Here is a 22,163-nt window from a genome sequence, read left to right as displayed (position 1 = left end):
TATGGTGGTTAGTGTTGTTTCTTGTTATTGTCTGCTAACTATTCTTTTTGTACCTCGGTTTGTACCTAATTTTAACTTGCTTTGTACCTCGGTGACTTATGGCTTTGTCAGACACAAAAATACGAAATATTCGAGCGCCTTATACAGGAAAAGCAGAAATCTTTGATCGTGACGGATTAACTGTTCGCATATCTAAAACTGCTGTTGTTATTTTTAATTTCCGTTTCCAGTGGTTTGGAAAGTCCCAACGCATGAAATTAGGCCGATATCCTGAGATTAAACTAGCAGAAGCACGAGAGCAAGTCATTAAACTCAGGCGTGCCGTGTTTAATGGGGATGATCCAAGGCATTTATTAGGTAATGGATCAGATCAGGAGTTACTGGGTAATATTGCTCAGGAGTTTTTAACGCTTCGTGTAGATAAAGAACTCAGTAAAACTTCTCAAGCACTTTATCATTCAACCGTTAATAAATATGTCATGCCACATGCCTCTATTAATGTAGAACGTTATAGCTATACACAATGGATAGCCTTTTTTGATCGTATTAATAAAGATACCTCACCAGAAAATGCAGGAAATATATTAAGGCGATTTAAAACGTTTATACGTTGGGCTAAATCTCGCGGGCGTATTCGGCAGAGCCACTTACTTGATATTCCTACTTTAGCTGTTGGTAAGCATCAGCGTAGAAGAGAGCGAACTTTAGAATGGTATGAAGTTGCAAAATTATGGCGTGAGATTGAATTAAGTCGTGCGGCACTTAGCTGCCGGGTTTGTACACAACTGTTGATTTTAACCGGTGCACGTAATAGTGAAATTCGAGAAGCTCGACTTGAAGAATTTGATTTACAACGAAGCATTTGGATATTGCCAGCGGATCGTTCTAAAACGAGAAAAGCAATCAGGCGTGCTTTGTCGGTTAAAGTTATTGAGTTAATTAAATCTTTAACTTTACCGTATGGCAATGGTCGTGAATTTTTGATACCCGGTCAATCATTTAAAAAGCCATTAACAAGTCATGCCCAAAATCGTTTTGTACAACGCTTAAATGATCGCATGAAATTAGAATATTTTGTACCGCATGATTTTAGACGAACAATTGTTACTCGATTAAGTGAAAATGGCGTTATGCCACATGTTACTGAAAAGATGCTTGGCCATGAGCTCGGTGGGATCATGGCAATTTATAACAAACATGATTGGCTGGATGAACAGTTATTGGGTTATGAGTTGTATTATGAACTGCTAGAGAAAGAGTTACTGATTCTTAAATCTGCCTCATAATACACCCATTGTTTAAGATAGATAACTTGCACTACAAGCAACCGTACCTTCGATGTCGCTAGAGTATTTACTGACTTCTTTTTTATAAATGTGATACAGCACAACACCATTGGATGTTGATTTAGTGTTACTCACATAGTAACCTTTAGGCCATCCAGAATCAGAAAAGTTTAATATTTCGAAGTCCTTAATATCTATTAATTGAAAACGTTGGTTTGTTTTATCGCATAATTCATTAGCACTTTTTATTAGTGTAAAACCTTCTTCGGCATAACCATAAGAATAGCTATCGCCGTGTACATTGATTAATAAATGAGGGTATAGGTTATTTTCGTCATTGGATCCTTTTGATGATAATTGTAGTTTAGCTAGTTTAATTTCAGCATTAGTCATAGGCCGAAATAGCCGATAATGAGAAAGACCATCAAAAAGTTTTCTTTGGCCATCAATATAAGCGAGGGGCCCAATCATTCTGTTTGTATTATAAGAGTTATAGAGTATGCCTCCAACGACTTTATTGTTAGCAGCTCCATTATAAATGTCAGCATCATATATAGTGTTTTTATCACCCATAATATCTGTAATAGCTAAAGTATTAGGGGTAAACTCACCTACGTTAAAACATTGTTGCACCCATTTGTTTTTATTATCTTCAATACAAAAAAATAAATAGTGATATAAATATGTTTCTACTTTGGCATCCGCTGAGCTTAATTGATAAGATGTTCCTTGGTAATCTTTCGAAATGGCAGGTAAATAAATATTTGATGCAATCAATTCATCATCTGCGCTCACATGCCATTGAATTGCAATATCATCAGAGAATCCAGTTAGTTTTGTATATATAGTAGATTTATAATTAAGTATTCCATTAAATGAAATTTTAGGTAATAAAATACTTTTTGAGCAACTAGTCTTATTGTTATTTACTATTACACAAAATTTGATGTTATGTCCTGCATCTGATTTTTTGATATTATAGATACAATTATCTGTTACTTGCTCAATGTTGCAGATCCCTTTATCATAAACTTGGTAATTGGGACTGCCTTTCTCGCCAATAACCCATTGTGTTTGATAAGTTTTATTAGGGTTTATTTTTAATCGGCCCACTAATTGAGTTCCAATTAAAGGTATTTTGTTTTGGTCGTCATATGATTGATTTAATAGAACATTAGAAGAGTTTAAGTCTATAGGTGTATTTTCATGCGGATGAAAAATTTCAAGGGTACCGTTATCTAATTCTGTATCAAGGCTATCAGGTGAAAGAGTCGAGATTACATTGTTTTCAGTGGTAGATATGGCGCCAATAGGCATATCTTTATCTTTTCCCCCGCAACCATTTAATACCAACATTATAAAAAGTAGAAGACTATATCGCATTTTATACTTATTCCTTTAAATATATACATTCTTGATAAAAACGGATGGTAATTGAAAATTAATTGAATGTAAATCGCATAATTACATTTTTTTTGAAAGTAGGAATGAAGAAAAAAGGGGGGGGCTGGGATATTATAAATAGTGATATGCAAAAGCAAATTCCTATAAATCCTGCATTTGAATGTAGGGATATTACATTATTACGCTGATGTTGAAGTTGCATCCCTAGCCATTTATTTTCTAAGTCCTCTGCTAATCTCATTGCAGTTGGTTGCGCAAATAGACTGTTTGCGAACCATTTTTGTTTAAGCTTTCCTCCTACGCTAACCGCAACTCGCACACCCACGAACCCGCTTTTCAAATCATTTTTTTTATAATTTCTGATCATGGTAAGCCTTTCGAGTTTAATTACAGTGGTGTTGTTTTCTACTTTCAATAAATTTCAAAACGTCTTTCAATTGATACTTAGGAGATCCATTGCCGTATAAACGAATGGGAGGCGCTATTTCTAAAAAGTTTGTTTGCTTTACAATTTTGGCACTAAAGTAACTGCGATCTTGCTTATCTTAAAAATAGCGTTCATTACTCTCAACTCCGTTATTATGATGAATCCCATTATGTTAATGGTTGCAGCTGCATTGGCGGCCGTTGTTGGAATAGGTTATTTAATCGATAAATTCATTGGATTTGATGTGGTATTAAAAGTCGTTGGCGAGGCGATAGGGTGGGTATGGGAAGGTATTAAATCATTGATACAAATGCTACCTGATGCACTTATCCCCGATGGTTGGAAAACGTCTGCAGAAGAGGCGGGTGATGAAGTTGATAAACTCAATACTAAGCTTGGAAAACTAAAAGATAAAAACGTAAAACTAGGCATCACAACCAACGATACGCTTAACAAGCACTCTCGTTGGTCATCAAAAAATAGTTTTTCTGAAAACCTAAGCCCTATATCCAAAGTGCCACCATTAACCAACTATGTAATGAAAAGCAAGGCTGAAGTGTCGTTAACAATAAAATCTGAAAAGCCAATCAGTATCGACAAAATTAAGAACGATAAAGGTACAAACATAAAATTAGACACAGGCAATATGATGCTGAGTTATTGATTGTGATTTTGTGGCTAGAAAATAACAAAACAGAGTGTTATTTCATTGTAGAAATAGCACTCTGTTTATGTGAGTGAATATTTAAAACCATTGTCATTTGTATGGATAGCTAACAGGCCATGAGTCGAAAGCAATGCTGACGCAATGTGCTATTTGTCTTTTCAACCAATGTAACAGTGTTGATAATCTGCTTTAAATAGGGATTATTGGCTGGTTTTATTCGAACAGCCATTCTCCTGAAGGTTGCTTGAGCATGCGATACTTCATAGTTGCAACTTCATCGCTTATCTTTGATTCATATGTCACCTCAAAAGCCATTGCATTTTTGGCCAGCATTTTCATACCTTGAACTCTGACAACATTTAGACACTGATTTGCATCCGAATTATGGTATCTCATTGAACTCATAGGAGGACGATAATATTTTATCATTGAACCCGGAGCTGCATATTTTGTCATTTTATTTCGGCTTGCACTACATGCATCGAGACTAATAGCTGCTTTAATATTTACTTTCGCTTCATTTATCGCAGATCGCACCGCATCATTTTTGGATGACACTAGAAGCAGGTTATCTAATCTATCAAGTTCACTAGGAGATAATTTTTTTACATTATTATTAGTTGTGTTATTTAAGGTTGTGTTATTTAAGGTTGTGTTATTTAAGGTTGTGTTAATAGAGGCTAAACCACTATTAAGATCATCGAGTGTATTTACACAACCAGTTATAGTTGCCAAAATAATTAACGATATTAGATGTTTTATCATTCTTTACTTCCCTAGTTTATGAATAAATGTATATTTACCTAATAAGTATTAGATTTTATGCTTACTAATACTTATTAGATAAAATTTGTTATAGCTTGAAAATATATTTACATGCCTGATAAGAATTATTAGCTATTTTATGAGTTAAAAAAGTCTATCTAATAAAATAATCCCCCTAGAAAAATCAAGTCACTCACAAGTCTTTCTACGTCATTAGTTTCAAATTTTATTTTATCATCTATTTTGACATCTTCGACAGGAAGGTTATGTAATATTTTTTTGTGAAATAGTAACCTTTTGGATCACCGTACACTAAAACAAATCAATAGTATCCACCATCACCATTTTCATTTGTAACGATCGTTTTAATAGAACCGATCATATAGTTTTCCTTTAAATAGCGGATTATTATATTTTATTTTAAATTATCAGAAAGTTAATCTACCTTTTTATAATCTATTAAATATGGCAAAGTAAGATAATATTAGTCTATTTTTCAAAAAACAATAAACCACGCTTAAGGGGATTAAATTAAAAAGAAGAAGGGAACTTTCATAAAAAAACATTAACTGCAGTTATAAACCAATTAATTATGCTAAATATAAAAGTACTATTTAAAGGTTATGAACCGGAAAATATTGCATATCATAGATATACGTGTTTTTTAGTAAATAAGTAATTCACAATATCGTTTATCTATGAATAACCTTGTACCAAGCACTGTCCGCAAATACAGTGATTTTAGATAATACTCTTTAATATCAAATGGTAATGAATACCTTGTGATAATCGTGCCAGTATAAAGTGGGCTCATTGTTGGTATTTACCCATGTCGGTTTTTGTTGTGTTTTTTCCATTGCAGGCCTCATTGACTCTATGCCATTAACCGTTGAAGGTTATTTTGTTGTTTATCTCTAATATGGTACATATTTTAGCTTATTTTACATCTTGGTGATAGATAGCATTAAATGATTCAATACCCTACGTGTGAAAATAATATATGCCATTAAAATAGGTATGTTTTTGGTATGAGCATAAAGCGTGGATGAAAACGTAGGGGGCTATTTATGATCTTAGGAGTAAATAAGTAAATAAGTAAATAAGTAAATATGAGCGGTGCTCTAAGTCGTCAATTATTCTGTTCGTTATAACAAAACCGTTAAAAGTTATTATCAACGAAAGTTAGCTAAACCAAATCAAATTGTTACCATTAAACGCGCTACACATAAATTAGTTCGTGCTTGTTTTTAGGTGTTATGAGACAAGGTGGCATTTAATGCAGAAATAGTATTTTGTTATGAATTTGGTACCGCGCAAGAGTTAGATGTGGGGCTAGTAAAATTATTAGACTTGACTGAGCCTCAGATCTGTTAAGTGCAGAATAATCTGCACCGAACGGGATTAATCTTGGTACTAAATAATGACAGAGGCTATTAAGCCAAGAGTTGTAGCCATACAAAAGAGTCTGACTACTGCACTTTCATTTAGTTGGGTGATCCCGACATTATTTTCAACAAATTTTCCCTCACTGAAAACTCGCTATAAATAATAGTTATAAACGGTTTGTTTTATCTTCGTATATAACCTGTGCGTTTTTATCTTCTGCTACATATCCGTATTTATCGATGCTAAGATTACTGATAACGGTCGAGCTTGTGTAGCAAATTCCTGTAGGGAGTGTATCTGGAGTTAATATTTCGAACTTATAGGTATATGATTCTTCTTGTATTAAAGGTTTGTCGTTTCCATAAGATAGTGATGCATAATTTGAAGTTGCACTTAAATATCCACTTTTGTAGTTTGAACTTGCACATATATCTTGATGCGCAGTTCTTGCATGTGTAGAAAGATTAGCCAGGTTGTTGATGTTGTATGTACCACCATCTGTTAATCCATGTTTAAAACCGGATTTGAAATCAAAATACACTGAATAGTCATATCCAGTGGCTTTCTTTTTAGCCGCATATCGTTTTGTAGAATTTAGGATAGACTCGAAGTCAGTTCCTGAATAGTGTGCAATTGTTATTGTTGCTTTATCAAAAAATACACCCTTATAGAAAGAAGGGCAGTCGCCGTCATTATAAATAACATTTTCAATTTCTTTTGCGCGTGTAAACATATCTTCTTGACTTAAAAACACAACGGCTTCTTTCATTTTACATGTATTTGATTCATAGTTATGAATTTTTGTTTGCGTATTTCCAACTTTAACAAGACTGGGAAAAGCATTAAGTTTACTTATATCGTTTTCAGGATTGTATTTGTGAAAATCGAAGAATGATTTTTCACTGCTAAATGATTTACTGTAGTCCATAGAAGAACCTACATTCGTACCGTTTAACTCTGATATTGTTTCTTGGTATGTTTTTGTTTCGTTATTTGATGATTTAAAGTCGAACTTTAAAACATCAAATGAGCTTGGCGTGTAGATGTCAAAGCCGTCCTTTGGGGATAGGACATAACCAACCTTGTGATATTCTTCTTGGGGATTTTTTTTGCTTGCAATTTTAATGTAAGTTTGTAACAAATCATTAACGGCCAAAGGCTCTAAATCTTTATAAAGATCTTGATACTTTTCTTTTGAGGAGAAAAATATTTTTTGTTGTTCGGCATAAGGAGAGAAGTCAGTCGAGTCTTCATTACGACATGCGCCCATGGTTCCATCTAAATTAATAGGGAGTGGTACAGGCGCCCAGCTCATCGTTGTAATAACACTAATATTCTTACTTGCGTATTCAGTTTCATCATAAATTATATAATAACTGGGTGGGCGTACCAGTGTAAACATGCCATCAATTGACCCACCTGAAACAAAACGAACACCGTCTTTAGCCCCATCAACAGTTGCTACAATAGGTGTAACACCTAAGCATGGTGCCGTCCCAACTTTCACATTAAAAGAATAATAACCTTTTGGACCACTGACATCTGATGGCTCTGAATTATCACGTTTACCGTTTTGATTCAAGTCAAGAAAAACATCAGCGCCTACTATATCTATAACATGACCTGTTATCTTGTAATGTGTTATTTTTTTTTCTGGATCGTCGCTGTCATCAGTACCACAAGAAAATAGTAATCCTACGATTGGTAACATAAATAGAAGGTTGATTTTTTTCATTTTTTGTTCCGTTTATAATTTAAATTTTTTGATAGGAATAGGCTAGCCACTTGACTAAATGTAAAGCCTAAAATAAATATAACGCCCACAACACAGTGCGGGCATAAAATAGTTTTTGCGCTTTTTCTTTTGCAAAAATAAGCTAAGCTCAAACGCGTCAAACTGTTTGTTCTTGTTAGTTTCCAGAGTTGAAATCTAACTACTGTCTGTTGATTTTTCGGGCTACATACTGGTTCACGGTATTATAAAACTCAGTGAAAAGAATGAAAATCCAGTTATTTAAAACTAAAGTGAATGTGCTTTTTTGATGCTCAGTGCTGACGGAAATATATTGAAATTCAATATCGCTATATCGAATGCAGCATTACTGACCGCTTTCTTTACCACAAAATAAAACACATTGGCGACTAACAGGGTATTAGAACGCATACTTACTAATATTCATTGATAAAATAAGCTGTAGCTTTAAAAGTTTTTATAAACAATAGGTTAACATTATTTTGTGATATGTACATGATGAATTTTATGCTTAAATGGTAAGTAGAATTTATAGTTCACTCCATGTACCTCTTTTAAGGTTTTATAGGCTTTCATATCTGTGTAAAATTTCTAAAGCTCTTTACCATTCAACCGTTAATAAATATGTTATGTCACATGCCTCTATTAATGTAGAACGTTATAGCGGTACACCGTAGATAGTTTTTTTGCGCGTATTAATAAAAATAGGTCACTAGAAGAGAAGGTACTGGCAAGGTATTTAAGAGTTATTCAAAATAACTGTCTCGTAGTAAAGGCCGTCGTGGTTTAAAATTAAAAAGCATCACAATTTTTTTTATTTACTCGCTCTCTAAATAAATAAAAAGGTACTTTGGTGGCAGTTCTTTATTTTTTTACTATATTAAGCACAATAACGTGCAAGGCTATCAGATCGCAGGTGGGTATTTAGTTTGATACTCTCCCTCAATTCAAGTCCGCATTATAACAACCTCAAAAAATACAAAAAATACAAAGAATCTTAAGTGGCGTTTAATTATGAGCACCACTCATAATTCTTAACTTTTATAAATAATGGATTGATTACATATGCATCCCTTTAATACCTTTAACTGCTCAAGTCGTTATCATTTTACTCCTACGACGGTGAATGATAAATGTCGAGAGATTAAAAAGTGTTTTACCTCATCCTTCGACGTCACTTTTAATTTGAATAAAATTAAAAAACAGGCTTTGTGTTCTGCCGTGTTATTTTTTCTTGCAGTGCCTGCTTACGCACAAGTAGATAACGCGGTTAGCCGCGAATTTAGCGACTATCGTGATACACGTCAAAATAATTCCCATGTTTATGTTGGTTTACGAGGGGGGGGGGCAAATTTTGAAAAGGCGTGTTCAAGCGGCAGTTCAAAATGCAACGATGATACTTTAGGATACGGTTTTTATGGGGGTTATCAATTTACGTCATGGTTTGCACTTGAAGCCGCTTTAACTGACTATGGCTCAATAAGTGCCACTTATTACGGAACGAATAAGGTTAGTGTTGAGACCTGGGGCAGTGAGCTGTCAGGCGTATTTTCTTACGATCTATTTGAGTCTTTAGATGCTTATCTTCGCGTTGGGGCCAGCTATCAACACGCTCATAAAGAGAGTATATGGCCCACAGAAGAGCTGGTAGGTGACTGGGGAGTCGTTTCCGCTGTGGGGTTGGATTATCGGCTATCAACTAGCTGGTCGCTTCGTGGGGAATACCAGTTTATAGATGATACTGGCAAGAACGATCTGACGCACGTTGATGTGCACTTTGTTTCATTAGGCTTAACTTATCATTTTGGACAGGAAAAATTGTTCAGTGCAGTTGCTATTAGTGCTCCTCTTATTTCTGAACCTATTATTGCTGAGCCTGTTATTGTGACATCCGTTCCTGTCATTGCACCTGTATTTGTTGCTAAAAAAACGTATTTTGTCACAAATGCCTTATTTAGTGTCAATTCGTCACAATTTAAAACCAATCCAGATCTGATTGATCTGATAATGAAATCACTTCAATCAAAAGAAGGAAATATCATTATTACTGGTTATTCTGATAACCTCGGATCTGTGAAATATAATCAGTGGATATCAGAAAAACGAGCGAAAGTGGTTGCTAATTATATCATCAGTGAAGGTATCAGTTCATCACGTCTTATTGTTAAAAGTGAAGGAGAATTCTATCCCGTAGCTAGCAATAAAACGGCAACGGGTCGAGCTGAAAATAGACGTGTTGAGCTCAAGTTTGAAAAAATGATGACGGAAGAAGTAATAAATAACACCTCAAATAATGGTGGTAATAGATCATGATCAACTACTTAAAATATGCTTTGTTTTTTTTCGCCACCTTAATGCTTACTGCGTGTAATAACGAAGGTGAAGGTCTTGTGGAAGGGCCTGAATTAGGGGAACTTGTTTCTGATTTACAAGTTACTCCCGCTAGAGCTTCTGTTATTGTCGGGTTGAGTCAACAGTACAAAGCGACGGCTATTATGTTCGATGATTCTACAATGAATATTACGACACATGACGCACTGGAGTGGAGCAGTAGTGACACTTCTATCGCCACTGTCAATGCCGACACTGGCACTGTTACCGCTGTTAAGTCAGGGACAGTGGATATTATGGTCTCCGGTACTACTGCTGCTGAAAAACCTTTTACTAAAAAAGTTGAGCTTACCGTCATCAGTGCTAGCGTGATAAACCTTCAAGTTACTCCCGCGGTAGCGAGTATCCCCGCTGGATTATCGCAACACTACATGGCACAAGCTACGCTGACTAATCATTTGGTTTTCGATGTGACCACCGATCCGGCTCTATCTTGGAGTAGTGATAACACCTCTGTTGCGACCGTCGATACCAATACGGGTATTGTGACAGGTCTAACCGCGGGTACGGCGAACATCACTGCATCAGGCACTGCGAATGGCGATTTTTTTACTCAAACTGTGAAGATGAAAGTCACCGGTGCTCTCGTTACAAGCCTTCAAGTTACTCCGGCTATAGCGAGTCTCGCTGTCGGCATCTCTCGACCATATACAGCACTCGTTACGCTGTCGGATGATTCAGTTTTCGATGTGACTACCGATCCCGCTTTATCATGGCATAGTGATAATCCCTCTATAGCAAGCATTGATACCAATACCGGAATTGCGACAGGCCTAATAAAGGGAGATGTGAACATCACTGCATCAGGCACTGCTAATGGTCATTATTTCACTGAACACGTCACACTTACCGTCACCGATGCTATCGTTACAAGCCTTCACGTTACGCCTGCTATCGCCACGATAATAGAAGGGCTCTCGCAACAATTTGAAGCGCAAGCAACATTGTCCGATGGTTCGGTTATTGATGTTACGACAGGATCCTCTATCTCATGGAGTAGCGATAACACGTCTGTTGCAACCATCGATGCAGAGACGGGTAAAGCCACTGGTTTAGTACCCGGTACGGTAACTATCACAGCAGCCGGCTCTAATGATGGCCATCATTATAGTAACGGCGTTACTCTGACAGTAACCGAGGCCACAGTGGATGGCTTTATGATCGATCCCGGTGAGCTTAGTGTTGCTAGAGGGCTCACGACGCAATTCTCTGCGTACGTTGCACTGTCTAATGGTTTGTATGTCGATGTTACTACCGATCCCTCTGTGTCATGGGTCAGTGATGATACTAATAAAGCCACGATAGAATCGGACACTGGGATAGTGACAGGTGTGAATGAAACTTCTGGCGTAATGATTAGCGTATTGCTATCGAGAAAAGGGAAAATGTTAAATGCTGATGCGATGCTTAGCATAACGAAAGAGGTAATGGTTGGCATAGAAGTGACTTCAGTGTCCAAAAATGAGTTGACTGTAGGCTCTCGTCGGCAATTTACTGCAAAAGCAATATTCAGTGATGGGACGAGGACGGATTTGATGAGTCAGGAGGCTTTAATCTGGCAGACTACGGATAGTGTTATCGCAAGTATGACCGACGAGACTGAGGTTCCATACTACAAAGCGGTGGCAGTAAGCCATTCTGTTGGGCATGTAGGTGTTTTTGCTTCATATGCCGGTTTTACTTCGAATAAAGTCGAGTTAGCTATCATCCCTGTGCAGAGTCGCGCTTGCTCTATTCCCTCGATAACTAAAAATGGCCTCATATATGATTGCCCTCCGACCAAAGAGCAGGCTGATTTATTGGATGCTAACTATACTATCTCGAGAGTTGAAACGGATGGAAAAATGTCTCCTGTCGGTATGGAAGGCGTTGCGTTTACTCTATTTCAAGCGATGGATTTTTGTGGATCACAAGGTAAGCGTTTACCGTCGCTAGATGAACTTAGTATCCTTTACAAAGCGACTAAACACAATAATACAGATGCCTCGCTTTACCTCAACTACGGTTGGCCACTAAAACATGAGAATTATTGGACTGATAACTTTGGAATTGGTGTCAATATGGCCACGTGGCCGGATAGCAATGGGATTGAATATGCTGAGGAGGCTTATTTGTACACCGTTTGTGTAAAAACGGCGACGTGAGTCTATTTTAAAATATTAACACGGCTTAAATTTTTACTTATGTAGGGTTAGGTTCGTCATGAATGCGGCTTTTACCTTCAAATAACTCTTATAAGTTGGTATTTAGGGCGTGTTTTTTAGCTTGTGATAGTTCTATTAATCTATATAAAAATGATTGCCTCTCAGGCAATCATTTTTTTTTGTTATATATCCACTATAAAAACCTAAATTTGCAAACATTACAAAGACTTGGGTCTAATCGAAAAGTTAAAATTTTTAGGCACTAATTTAGCTAAGAAGGGGGATCATTGCTCTCGACTTTAAAGACTTGTCAGTAGAAACATCGCAATGCTTTGAATTTTTTGTGATTTCCCCCTATATCAATTCAATAAAAAAACATTTTTGTGGCAGTTCTTTATTTTTTTACTATCTTAATCATAAGAAAGTACAAAACTATCTGATCGCAGGTGGATATTTAGTTTGATACTTACCCTCAATTTAGGTTGGCACTCTAACAATCCCTAAAAATACACTGAACACTAAGTGTTGTTGAATCATCAGTATAACGCTTATAAATAATGGATTGATCACATATGCATCCTTCTCTTACTTTTAAGTACTCAAGTCAGCATCGTTTAACTCTTCGAAGGTAAAGGATAAATAGAGGCAGACTTAAACGTGTTTTATCTCTTCCTTAGGTTTCATTTTTAATTCGAATAAAATGTAAAAACAGGTTTTTTCTTCTGTGTTATTTTTACTTTCAGTGCCTGTTTACGCACAAGTAGAACACTCGATTAGCAGTGAATTTAGCGACTATAGTGATGCTCATAAAAAAGCCCATGCTATGTCGGTTTACGAGGGTGGGAACTCATTTTAAAGAGAGTAGACCGGTGCTCAAGTTTGAAAAAAGCATGACAGAGGAAGTAATAAACAGTACATCAAATAATGGCGGTAATGGACAATGATTAATCATTTAAAGTATGTTTTATTTTTTTTAGCCTCATTAATGCTTACAGCATGTGATAATGATAATGAAAGTGAAGGTGTTAAGGACGCGCCTGAATTAGGGGAACGTGTTTCTGCGTTGCAAATTACTCCCGCCAAAGCGTCTGTTATTGTGGGGTTGCATCAACAGTTTAAAGCGACGGCTATTATGTTCGATGATACTACTGTGAATATTACGACACATGACGCTTTGAAGTGGAGTAGTGGTGATACATCTATCGCCACTGTTGAGCCTAACACGGGTACTGTTACAGCTATAAAATCAGGGATAGTAGATATTATTGCCACCGGCTCTACGGATGAAAAGACGTTTACTGAAATAGTTGAGCTAACTGTCATCAATGCTAACGTGACAAGCCTTCAAGTTACTCCCGCGATAGCGAGTGCCCCCGTCGGGTTTTCGCAACAATACAAAGCACAAGCTACGCTGACTAATAATTGGGTTATCGATGTAACTCTCGATCCTGCCTTATCATGGCGTAGTGATAATACCTCTGTTGCGACCATCGATACCCATACAGGATGGGTGACAGGTGTAGCAGTTGGGACGGTGAACATCACTGCATCAGGCACTGCGAATAAAGGCTTTTTTACTCAAACAGTTGAGTTTGAAGTCACCGATGCGATCGTGACAAGCCTTCAAGTTACTCCTGCTATAGCGAGTCTCGCTGTCGGCATCTCTCGCCCATTTCAAGCACTCATTACGCTGTCTGATGACTCGGTTATCGATGTAACTACCGATCCAGCCCTATCCTGGCGTAGTGACAACCCCTCTATAGCAACCATTGATACCGATACCGGAATTGCGACAGGTGTAATAACAGGTGATGTGAGCATCAGTGCATCAGGCACTGCTGATGGTCATCATTTCTCTGAACATGTCGCACTTACCGTCACCGATGCTATCGTTACAAGCCTTCACGTTACTCCCGCTACAGCGACTATAATCGAAGGGCTTTCGCAACAATTTGAAGCGCAAGCAACACTGTCCGATGATTCGGTTATCGATATTATGGCAGGATCCGCTATCTCATGGACTAGCGATAATACTTCTGTTGCGAGCATCGATGTCGACACGGGAATAGCCACTGGTTTAGTACCTGGCACCGTGAATATCACAGCTGCAGGCTCTATTGATGGCCATCATTACAGTAAAGTCGTGAAACTTACAGTCATCAATGCTTTGGTCGAAAGCCTTATCCTTACTCCCTCTACACTCAGTATACCGAAAGGATTCTCGGAGCAATTCGAAGCGTTCGCGACACTGTCTAACGGCTCCGTTGTCGATGTTACTACCGATTCTGCTTTATCATGGAAAAGTAGTGATATTGATAAATTCACTATAGACTCGGACACCGGAATTGCGACCGGTGTGAATATAAGTACGGGTGCAACGATTACTGCATTGCTAGTCGGCCAAAAAACGTTTAGTGCTACTAGCAGTGAGCTTCAAGTAACGAAAGCGGTAATGATTAGATTAGAAGTAACTTCACCGTCTACAAATGAGCTTACTTTAGGCTCTCGTCGACAATTTACCGCAAAAGTAATATTCAGTGATGGGAAGTGGAGGGATGTGACAAATGATGCGGATATAATCTGGCAGACGACCAATAGTGCCACCGCAAGTATGACTGACGGCTCTGAGGCCCCATACTACAAAGCAGTGGCCGTAAGCCATTCTGTTGAGCATGTGGGTATTTTTGCTTCATATGCAGGTTTTACTTCTAGCAAAATCTTCTTATCCATCATCCCTGAGCAGAGTACCGCTTGCTCTGTCCCCTCGATAACGCAAGATGGCCTCATATATGACTGCCCTCCGACCCAAGAGCAGGCTGATTTGTTAGAGGCTCAATATACTAAAGTGAGAGTTGAAACGGATGGTAAAATGTCTCCTGTCGGTATGAGAGGTGTTGCATTTACTCAAGAGCAAGCGAGGGATTTTTGTGCTTCACAAGGCAAGCGTTTACCGACGCTAACCGAACTTCGTCGGCTTTACAAAGAAACTAAGCATAATGATACGGATGCGGCGCTTTACCTCAACTACGGCTGGCCATTAAAATACGAGGACTATTGGGTTGAGCAGTTAGGAAGGGCTGCCCGAATGACATTGTGGCCAGAAGGGCAAGGTTGGATTGAATCCAAGGGTGATGTTTCTTTGTATACGATTTGTGTCAAAGCGGAACAATGAGTATATTTTTAAATTTGAACACAGCTTCAATTTTCACCTTTAAATGACCATCATAAGTTGGCATTTAGGGCGTGTTTTTTAGCTTCTGATAGTGCCATTAATCTATGAAAAAAAGGATTGCCTTTCAGGCAATCCTTTTTTTTATATATCCACTATAAAAGACCTAACTCATTAAATTTTACAAAGACTGGTATCTATTGTTTTTTTGAAATTTAGAGGCATATTTAAAGTCAGATATTGACACTACGACCCGTTGGAAAATATTCTAAGCGCTCCCCAAGTACACCTTTTAAAATATTATAGGCTTTCATCCCTGTGCAATGCCCTGTATAGAATTTATCAACGGGGAGATCTAACATTAATGTTCCGACGTCTTCGATCTGTTTCTTAGTGGCTCCCATGCTATTAAATAAGGGCAAGCCTACTAAATGGAAACCACCCACAACCGCTTTAATTCGTGTGTTGGGAAAATGATTCAGCGCAGTGTCTATCATATTAAGAACACCGTTATGCGCGCAACCGGTAAAGACAATAAGGCCGTCTTCCTCTTTTATTACAAGTAATAATTCGTGATCAAAGGTATCAGGTTTACAACCATCACCCGCGTCAGTGAAAAGATATTGATTCCCTTTTGGCTGTGCATGTTGATGACTTAAATCTGTGATGATGAAGATATTAGGTAATATCTCGGTCATTTTATTAATAAAGGTCAAACGATTGCTTGCTTTGCTAAGTAATTGTTTATTTAACCCGACATCACTTTTAAACCCCCATGTTTTGAAAAAATAATGGGTGTCTTCGCATTCTCGCAGATATACCTGAGCTTTTAAATTTTCCTCAAGAAAGTGGGTGATGCCATTACAGTGATCATGATGACGATGTGAAATAATGGCCACATCAACCTCTTTAATATCAACGTTCAATAAAGCTGCATTATCGCAAAAGGCGCGGCTACTGCCTGCATCAAACAAGATACTTTTTCCCATGGTGCTCGCGTGGATGGAGAGTCCTCTTTCTATTGCGAGATCGGATCGATGATTTAATCTTTTATTATCAATCAAAGATGTAAGTATCATAATTAAATTACCTAAAAATATCATGCGCGCTTAATCCCCACTAAGAGGGAAATAAGGGCGGGTTAAAATGAGTGATGCAGGGTTAAAGCCAACTATCATGTGGCTTATTTACATTCGTTTATACAGTGTAAAATATTATATTTTTCGCATTATTTTATTTTTAACCAGATCCGTAAAAGGTGACGGGGTGAGCATGTTGATGTTTGAATTTTTTCACTGTGCTCATTAGGTTTTTCGTTACTGCTCACGCTGTCTAAATGTTTTTTTAGCTGCAATTTTTTGGTTTTGTTAAATAATCGACGATAAAGATAAAGGCGGGTAAGTGGCCAATCTTTATTATTAATCGATTTTAAAAAGAGTAGCCAATCAGGATATGCATGGGACTGGTAATGTTTTTTTATTGTATTAAAAATAAGATATAAAAGTGCCAAAAGGCTAAAAATAGTAAACAGAACCAACCAATAGGCTTTAAACCAAGAGCTGAGGGTATGTTTCACCTGTATCTTTTTACCAAGTAGCGTTAATTTTTGCACTGTTTGGGTGCGAGTATCCCAAAAGGGAATACTAATACTGGGTAAGGTTAGCTCGCCTCCTTGTTGTAAAATATAGGTCTCGGACTCTTCTCTTTGAGCAAGGTGTTGCCCCCGTGTATTTGTATCTTTGAGTTTAAAAGGCGATGCGTAGCGTTTCACTGCATTATTTTTTACAGGCGGGATCAAAGCAGGTAACAACATGGCAAGTGAATTTGGCGCCTTGAGTAACACTCTACGAGTGATGGCATCCCCAACACGTAGTTGCCTATTTGGGCTTTCTTTTACGGCGCTAGATATTTCCCATGTTTGCGAAAGAGTTGCTGCAGATGCAACGACCCATTCATCGGGGTTGGTCATTTGAGCCGTAGGGCGATGCGCTGAAAAACGCTGAGGCTGAGTTAACAATATACCTTCAACATCTTTGCCTGTAGCGATGGAAACGCGCATTTTAACGTGTAAAGCCGGGATGAGATAATTGCCTGATAATTGAGGGAAAAGAGAGATCTCCCAGCGCTGGTGGGACCACGATTTCCCATCGAGAGTCTCGCTATAGTTAATGGCTTGTAAACGTTGCGGCTGTGCTATCAAATTAGACACCGAAATCGACTCGATAGATGTCGCCCCTGAAAACCAACGTTGAGTGGCAATATCAATGTAAAAAATAACGGCCTGATCAATGGAGATATTGGCGACTTTATTTTTATCTATCATTAGCCCACTCCTTAATTTTACCTGCCCAGTGTCGACTAATGTTTGCATTGTCATCAATGCCTGCTCTTTTGCAAAAACGCCAGTGCTAGCAAAAGTACTTATGAATAAGAGGAATAATAAAAGCTGACGCATCATTCATTACCTTGTGCAGAAAGTATCTGCATGTGAAATTTGTTTTTTAAAAAATATTTAGGATCAGCCTCTACGCGGCGTAACCATTTGTTTGCTAAATTTTTATCTGCCAAAATTTGTGCCGCTGAAAGTGTTAATTTTTCAGTTTTTGATTGCATCACTTTCTCATCTGCACCGTTTGCTATCCGGGGTTTATCTGCGAGAGATAATGTCGACTGCACTTCTCCGGTATTGGCCTGACTCTCACTTAAAAGATTAATTTCATCAATCCTATGTTGCACGAGTATGAGATTATGTTTGGCATCTTTATTATTGACGAAATGTTTGCTTATTATTTTAAAAAGATCGCGAGCAGCAAGATATTCTCGTTGCCTAAGCAGTGCGTTGGCCGCATTAAATAAGAGAAGCCTTGTCGTTTCTGCTCTTTGTTGTTTGATAGGATCGGGATCGCTATTTTGTGGAATATCTTGTCTCTTTATAATGGCTTGGAGGTCGCTGATACCGGCCATCGAAGCAATATAGGATTTTTTATATTCAGCTGCATAATAAAAGGCGATCCCTTTACGCAAGGGATCTTGGAAATGTTGACCTGCCAGAGCATAGTGCTTTTGGTCAAAATACCATTGGCCTTGTTGATCTGGGCTCAGCCACAGATCCATCCAGTATTGGATGCTTTTATCGACCAAGGTTATATTCTCAGACGTTACCGAGTTTAGCGCTCTCGATGACACCATCAACGCAAAGGTCGGCGGGCTATAACTACTCAGCGATCCAATAAAGATCATCGCAAGACACCAGCGTACCAACCATCCTCGTCTAAACCATAATAAAGTCAGTAATAAGATAGGGTAAAGCAAATAATAGCCTAAGTCCTCCCATGGCTGAGCTGAGTCCTGACTCAATTGCATATGCCGTTTAATTTGGTGATTTAGCCAATTGATATCCTGATCGTCTACGCTTAATTGTATGCTCCCGCCCTGGTTTAAATCGGCTAAGGCGTTTAATGAGTGCATATTGAGTGCAAAATCACTGCGATTATTTGTATCACCCACACCAAGAATAAGTAATTGATTTTTTGAGTGCTTAAAATATTCTGTGAACATTTGTTTATCTAACGTTGTAATGGCATCTGTGATCAAAAGAACAGTGGCAGAGATCTGTAATTTTGATTTAGAAAGCGTTAACAGTTGCTGTTTTATCAACGGGATCGTTTTATAAGCAGATTTTCCTTCAATGGGCATAATATCGGGACCGATGGCCATAAGATAAGGCCCCAAAACAGCAAGATCTTGGGTTAAGGGCATCACTAAATGTGCGCTTCCCGAATACACTATAAGCCCTGTTTTACCACCACCACGTAGCATTAATAAATCGGTGATCTTTTGTTTTGCTCGGCTAAGTCGGTTCGGCATGACATCTTTTTCAAGCATGGAGAGGCTACTGTCTAAAATGATCAGCAAGGGGGCTTTATCTTCTTCAAAAGGAGATACTTGTTTTTGCCAAGAGGGGCCGGCACAAACGAGTATGCCTAAACTAAACACTAAAATTAAAAGTTTTAGGGGTAATTGTTTTCCCCAGTTGCTGCTTTCTAAGCGTAATGCTTTTTGTAAGTGCGCAGGTAATGGGTTCTTATGGTTATTTTGAGGATCTTGTTGGTACTTCCAGTAACCAATGATCGTTAAGGGTAAAAGTAACAATAGCCACCAGGGCCGAATAAAATGAAATTGCCCCAAAAGATGCTGTATGAATTCCCATTGAGAAGATTGAATGTCAAACATCAGCATCACCTTTTGATGTTACCTTTTTCAAATAGAGGCGTTGACATAATAGCCCTGCAAAAAAGAGTAGGTGTACCAGTAGCACTAAAATAACAAGGTAGTGATGCAGACTTTTCTTCGCTCTATATTGGGTACTTTGATAAAGCTGAGGCTCTAATTTATCGATTTTGGCGTATGCGTTAAGTAATTCTTGTTGATTTAATGCTTGATAGGCTTGTCCGCCAGAGACGCTGGCAATCTTATTAATGGTCTGCATATCAAGGCTTTGTTCGCCAACACTTTTAGGATCGCCTATTGCTATCATATAGATACGCACCGCATTTACTTTTGCAACCATAGCCGCATCAATGGGGGGGACATAACTGCCGGTATCATTACCATCACTCAGGATAATGGCGACTTTTTCTCGTGTTTTTTCGCTAGTTTGGTTTTTTGTGGCCTCGTTAAAACGTTTAATAGTAAGACCAATGGCATCGCCTAAATGGGTGCTTTTACCTGCCATATTTACGCGGGTCTGCATTAACAAATCAAGCCAAACATCATGATCTGCTGTAAAGGGGGTTTGCACAAAGGCGGCATCTCCAAAAAGGATCAAACCGAGACGATCTCCTTGGCGCGTTTTAATAAAGTCGGTTAACACTTCTTTCACCGCATCTAATCGACTTATTTTATGGCCTTGTTGGTTAACAAAGTCCTTTTTTTGCATGGAGCCTGAGAGATCAACGACAACCATGATGTCTCTGCCTATCTGCTCTCTTACTTGAGGGGGCCCTAATAGCGTAGGTTTCGTTAATGCAAATAAAATCATTATCCACGTAAAACACAATAAATACTTTTGCCAACGCGTTGCGACTAATTGACTGGCGCCTTGGGTCGTAGAGATATTTAGTGCGTCGATTAAGATAGCAAAAAAGGGGACTTTAATGGCTGATTGTTGGGTCCGATAAGACGGCGTAATATGCGTAATGATCAGGGGTAAAGGTAATAACCATAACCACATCGGATATATTAATTCGAGATCATGCAAAAAAAACTCAATCATGTTTTTTTCCCTCAGACATCAGAAGATGATCCTTATCTAAACAATGATGACGGATCCACGTTTTAAATTGGGCACATAAGTCATCTATTTGTTTTGAGTTAAAGGTGCACTGATCTTTTGGTTGCCAAACTTCTTTAAAGGCGCGTTGATTTAATGCTCTGTGAAAAGAGGGGGTGCTTCGCGTTTTTGTAACTTCAAAAAAGTTTAATAAATCGTCATCTGTTTTAGATGCGTTATTGTTATCTAAGTGCACGGCAACGTGTTTAACGATATGCAATAGAGCACATAATGCATCATAGGTGTCGGCGCGGTTAATTTGTGCTAATTGATGTAACGCATCTCTGCGATATTGATTTTTTTGATAGCGTCGAAACGCGTGATACATGCCTGCCAAAAAGGCAAAGGCCAATAACCAAAATAGTATCGTCCACGCGAAAGTTTGAGGTAGCCATGCAATGCTATCTGCGACTTGGGTGTCTACTATCCCTTTTAAAAGATAGGATCTGGGCAGTGTATGCGTCATTTTATGTACTGCTAAAGGATTTAATAAATTGGGCGATATGGCCTCCGGAGGTATTGATCTCAATAAAAGGCAAATGTTTCATGGCCATTAAGTGGCGTAATGTTTCACATCGTTTCTGATAATGGCTTTCGAGGCTTTGGTTAACCGTGAGCAGGTCGCTTTTTTTATGTAAGTTAATTTGTTTTTGGCCATTACTAAATACCCATGTTGACGCGGGATTTATGCTCACCGCACGATCCATCGGATCGCTGATCAAAATACTTAACACATCATTGGATTTTTGCAGATGTTTGAGTAAGGCGATATCTTTGTCGCTTACGCTTATCCAATCACTAAAAATAATAATAATACTGTTTTTTAACTTACGTCGATTAAGCGAATGTAGCGCATCTGAAAATAGCGAGGCGCGAGGGGGCGTCTCGGTGTTTACGTGTAGAGATTGATTGCTGGTGGCTAATTGTTTGAGGTAATGTAATAAATCACGTTGATGGCGGGTAGCGGGTAGGCTTTGTATCTCTTGATCTTTAATAATACAAAAACTGACACGATCGCTTTCTTTAATGACGCGCCATGCACAAAGGCTTGCAAGCTCTGCTGCCACAACAGATTTTAGGGTATCAACCGATGAGAAAAACATGGTTGAGCGTTGATCGATACAAAGGATGACATTTTGATCTTTTTCTTCTGTATAGGCTCTAACGTGAGGCTTTCCCGTCCTTAGCGTCACTTTCCAATCTAATGTTCTAATATCATCACCGCGCTGATAATGGCGTAACTCTTCAAAATTTAAGCCTCTACCGCGCTCGTGAGATAAATGCTTTCCTGCGAGCATGCAGCTCGTTTTTAATCCAGAAAAAAGAGAAAATCGATTAATATGACGTTGTAGTTTAACAAGCGCAGTAAAATCGCAATGAATTCGGGGATCTAAAGTCGATTTTTTAGGCGTGAAAAGTGTCTCTGTAGATAGCATAAG

The 22,163-nt window shown here is 38.2% G+C and carries 15 protein-coding genes; 5 read left to right on the top strand and 10 right to left on the bottom strand.

Features of this window, described 5'->3' with window-relative positions; all coding sequences use genetic code 11:
- The first annotated feature begins 98 nt into the window (after positions 1–98).
- Positions 99–1,286, top strand: coding sequence for a tyrosine-type recombinase/integrase (locus tag PCNPT3_RS07300; protein ID WP_015465235.1), 1,188 nt, complete (start codon positions 99–101; stop codon positions 1,284–1,286).
- A 12-nt stretch (positions 1,287–1,298) separates the two neighbouring features.
- Here the strand turns inward: PCNPT3_RS07300 and PCNPT3_RS07295 are convergent, their stop codons facing one another.
- Positions 1,299–2,669 (bottom strand): hypothetical protein, encoded by a 1,371-nt coding sequence (locus tag PCNPT3_RS07295; RefSeq protein ID WP_015465234.1) that lies wholly within the window; start codon positions 2,667–2,669, stop codon positions 1,299–1,301.
- Between the two features lie 58 nt (positions 2,670–2,727).
- Positions 2,728–3,057, bottom strand: coding sequence for a hypothetical protein (locus PCNPT3_RS07290; protein ID WP_015465233.1), 330 nt, complete (start codon positions 3,055–3,057; stop codon positions 2,728–2,730).
- 229 nt (positions 3,058–3,286) lie between these two features.
- Between PCNPT3_RS07290 and PCNPT3_RS07285 the strand changes: the two genes are divergently transcribed.
- Positions 3,287–3,781, top strand: coding sequence for a hypothetical protein (locus tag PCNPT3_RS07285; protein ID WP_015465232.1), 495 nt, complete (start codon positions 3,287–3,289; stop codon positions 3,779–3,781).
- A 216-nt stretch (positions 3,782–3,997) separates the two neighbouring features.
- Here PCNPT3_RS07285 and PCNPT3_RS07280 read toward each other — a convergent pair whose 3' ends face one another.
- Complete coding sequence (locus PCNPT3_RS07280) at positions 3,998–4,549, bottom strand: hypothetical protein (protein ID WP_015465231.1); 552 nt, start codon at positions 4,547–4,549, stop codon at positions 3,998–4,000.
- Positions 4,550–6,101: 1,552 nt separating this feature from the next.
- The gene (locus PCNPT3_RS07275) at positions 6,102–7,670 is read right to left on the bottom strand and encodes a hypothetical protein (RefSeq protein WP_015465230.1); all 1,569 of its coding nucleotides are present in this window, start codon (positions 7,668–7,670) and stop codon (positions 6,102–6,104) included.
- 1,083 nt (positions 7,671–8,753) lie between these two features.
- Between PCNPT3_RS07275 and PCNPT3_RS07270 the strand changes: the two genes are divergently transcribed.
- The 3 genes from PCNPT3_RS07270 to PCNPT3_RS07260 all read left to right on the top strand — a co-directional run bounded on the left by PCNPT3_RS07270 (position 8,754) and on the right by PCNPT3_RS07260 (position 15,395).
- Complete coding sequence (locus PCNPT3_RS07270; RefSeq protein ID WP_015465229.1) at positions 8,754–10,001, top strand: OmpA family protein; 1,248 nt, start codon at positions 8,754–8,756, stop codon at positions 9,999–10,001.
- Positions 9,998–12,223: an Ig-like domain-containing protein gene (locus tag PCNPT3_RS07265; protein WP_015465228.1), complete on the top strand. Its 2,226-nt coding sequence runs from the start codon at positions 9,998–10,000 to the stop codon at positions 12,221–12,223. The genes PCNPT3_RS07270 and PCNPT3_RS07265 overlap by 4 nt, the downstream gene beginning before the upstream one ends.
- A gap of 940 nt (positions 12,224–13,163) precedes the next feature.
- Entirely contained in the window at positions 13,164–15,395 is a 2,232-nt protein-coding gene (locus tag PCNPT3_RS07260; protein ID WP_015465227.1) for an Ig-like domain-containing protein, read from the top strand.
- Positions 15,396–15,625: 230 nt separating this feature from the next.
- Here the strand turns inward: PCNPT3_RS07260 and PCNPT3_RS07255 are convergent, their stop codons facing one another.
- The 6 genes from PCNPT3_RS07255 to PCNPT3_RS07230 form a co-directional block, all read right to left on the bottom strand.
- Positions 15,626–16,471, bottom strand: a complete 846-nt coding sequence (locus PCNPT3_RS07255; protein ID WP_041771463.1) for an MBL fold metallo-hydrolase — start codon at positions 16,469–16,471, stop codon at positions 15,626–15,628.
- A gap of 149 nt (positions 16,472–16,620) precedes the next feature.
- Positions 16,621–17,850 (bottom strand): BatD family protein, encoded by a 1,230-nt coding sequence (locus PCNPT3_RS07250; RefSeq protein WP_051043793.1) that lies wholly within the window; start codon positions 17,848–17,850, stop codon positions 16,621–16,623.
- Complete coding sequence (locus PCNPT3_RS07245; RefSeq protein ID WP_015465224.1) at positions 17,847–19,625, bottom strand: vWA domain-containing protein; 1,779 nt, start codon at positions 19,623–19,625, stop codon at positions 17,847–17,849. The genes PCNPT3_RS07250 and PCNPT3_RS07245 overlap by 4 nt, the downstream gene beginning before the upstream one ends.
- Complete coding sequence (locus PCNPT3_RS07240; protein ID WP_015465223.1) at positions 19,618–20,667, bottom strand: vWA domain-containing protein; 1,050 nt, start codon at positions 20,665–20,667, stop codon at positions 19,618–19,620. The genes PCNPT3_RS07245 and PCNPT3_RS07240 overlap by 8 nt, the downstream gene beginning before the upstream one ends.
- Entirely contained in the window at positions 20,660–21,190 is a 531-nt protein-coding gene (locus PCNPT3_RS07235; protein WP_015465222.1) for a DUF4381 domain-containing protein, read from the bottom strand. Before PCNPT3_RS07235 ends, PCNPT3_RS07240 begins: the two co-directional genes overlap by 8 nt.
- 1 nt (position 21,191) lies before the next feature.
- Positions 21,192–22,160, bottom strand: a complete 969-nt coding sequence (locus tag PCNPT3_RS07230) for a DUF58 domain-containing protein (RefSeq protein WP_015465221.1) — start codon at positions 22,158–22,160, stop codon at positions 21,192–21,194.
- Positions 22,161–22,163 lie beyond the last annotated feature (3 nt).

Origin of the sequence: Psychromonas sp. CNPT3, assembly GCF_000153405.2 — a bacterium.
GTDB lineage: Bacteria > Pseudomonadota > Gammaproteobacteria > Enterobacterales > Psychromonadaceae > Psychromonas.
The sequence above is the reverse complement of the archived record's forward strand: the minus strand, read 5'-3'. Positions and strand labels throughout refer to the sequence as shown.

Bases quoted from the DNA above. Each gene is read 5' to 3' on its own strand.
- PCNPT3_RS07300 (WP_015465235.1), top strand. From the start codon at position 99: ATGGCTTTGTCAGACACAAAAATACGAAATATTCGAGCGCCTTATACA.
- PCNPT3_RS07295 (WP_015465234.1), bottom strand. From the start codon at position 2,669: ATGCGATATAGTCTTCTACTTTTTATAATGTTGGTATTAAATGGTTGC.
- PCNPT3_RS07290 (WP_015465233.1), bottom strand. From the start codon at position 3,057: ATGATCAGAAATTATAAAAAAAATGATTTGAAAAGCGGGTTCGTGGGT.
- PCNPT3_RS07285 (WP_015465232.1), top strand. From the start codon at position 3,287: ATGTTAATGGTTGCAGCTGCATTGGCGGCCGTTGTTGGAATAGGTTAT.
- PCNPT3_RS07280 (WP_015465231.1), bottom strand. From the start codon at position 4,549: ATGATAAAACATCTAATATCGTTAATTATTTTGGCAACTATAACTGGT.
- PCNPT3_RS07275 (WP_015465230.1), bottom strand. From the start codon at position 7,670: ATGAAAAAAATCAACCTTCTATTTATGTTACCAATCGTAGGATTACTA.
- PCNPT3_RS07270 (WP_015465229.1), top strand. From the start codon at position 8,754: ATGCATCCCTTTAATACCTTTAACTGCTCAAGTCGTTATCATTTTACT.
- PCNPT3_RS07265 (WP_015465228.1), top strand. From the start codon at position 9,998: ATGATCAACTACTTAAAATATGCTTTGTTTTTTTTCGCCACCTTAATG.
- PCNPT3_RS07260 (WP_015465227.1), top strand. From the start codon at position 13,164: ATGATTAATCATTTAAAGTATGTTTTATTTTTTTTAGCCTCATTAATG.
- PCNPT3_RS07255 (WP_041771463.1), bottom strand. From the start codon at position 16,471: ATGATACTTACATCTTTGATTGATAATAAAAGATTAAATCATCGATCC.
- PCNPT3_RS07250 (WP_051043793.1), bottom strand. From the start codon at position 17,850: ATGATGCGTCAGCTTTTATTATTCCTCTTATTCATAAGTACTTTTGCT.
- PCNPT3_RS07245 (WP_015465224.1), bottom strand. From the start codon at position 19,625: ATGTTTGACATTCAATCTTCTCAATGGGAATTCATACAGCATCTTTTG.
- PCNPT3_RS07240 (WP_015465223.1), bottom strand. From the start codon at position 20,667: ATGATTGAGTTTTTTTTGCATGATCTCGAATTAATATATCCGATGTGG.
- PCNPT3_RS07235 (WP_015465222.1), bottom strand. From the start codon at position 21,190: ATGACGCATACACTGCCCAGATCCTATCTTTTAAAAGGGATAGTAGAC.
- PCNPT3_RS07230 (WP_015465221.1), bottom strand. From the start codon at position 22,160: ATGCTATCTACAGAGACACTTTTCACGCCTAAAAAATCGACTTTAGAT.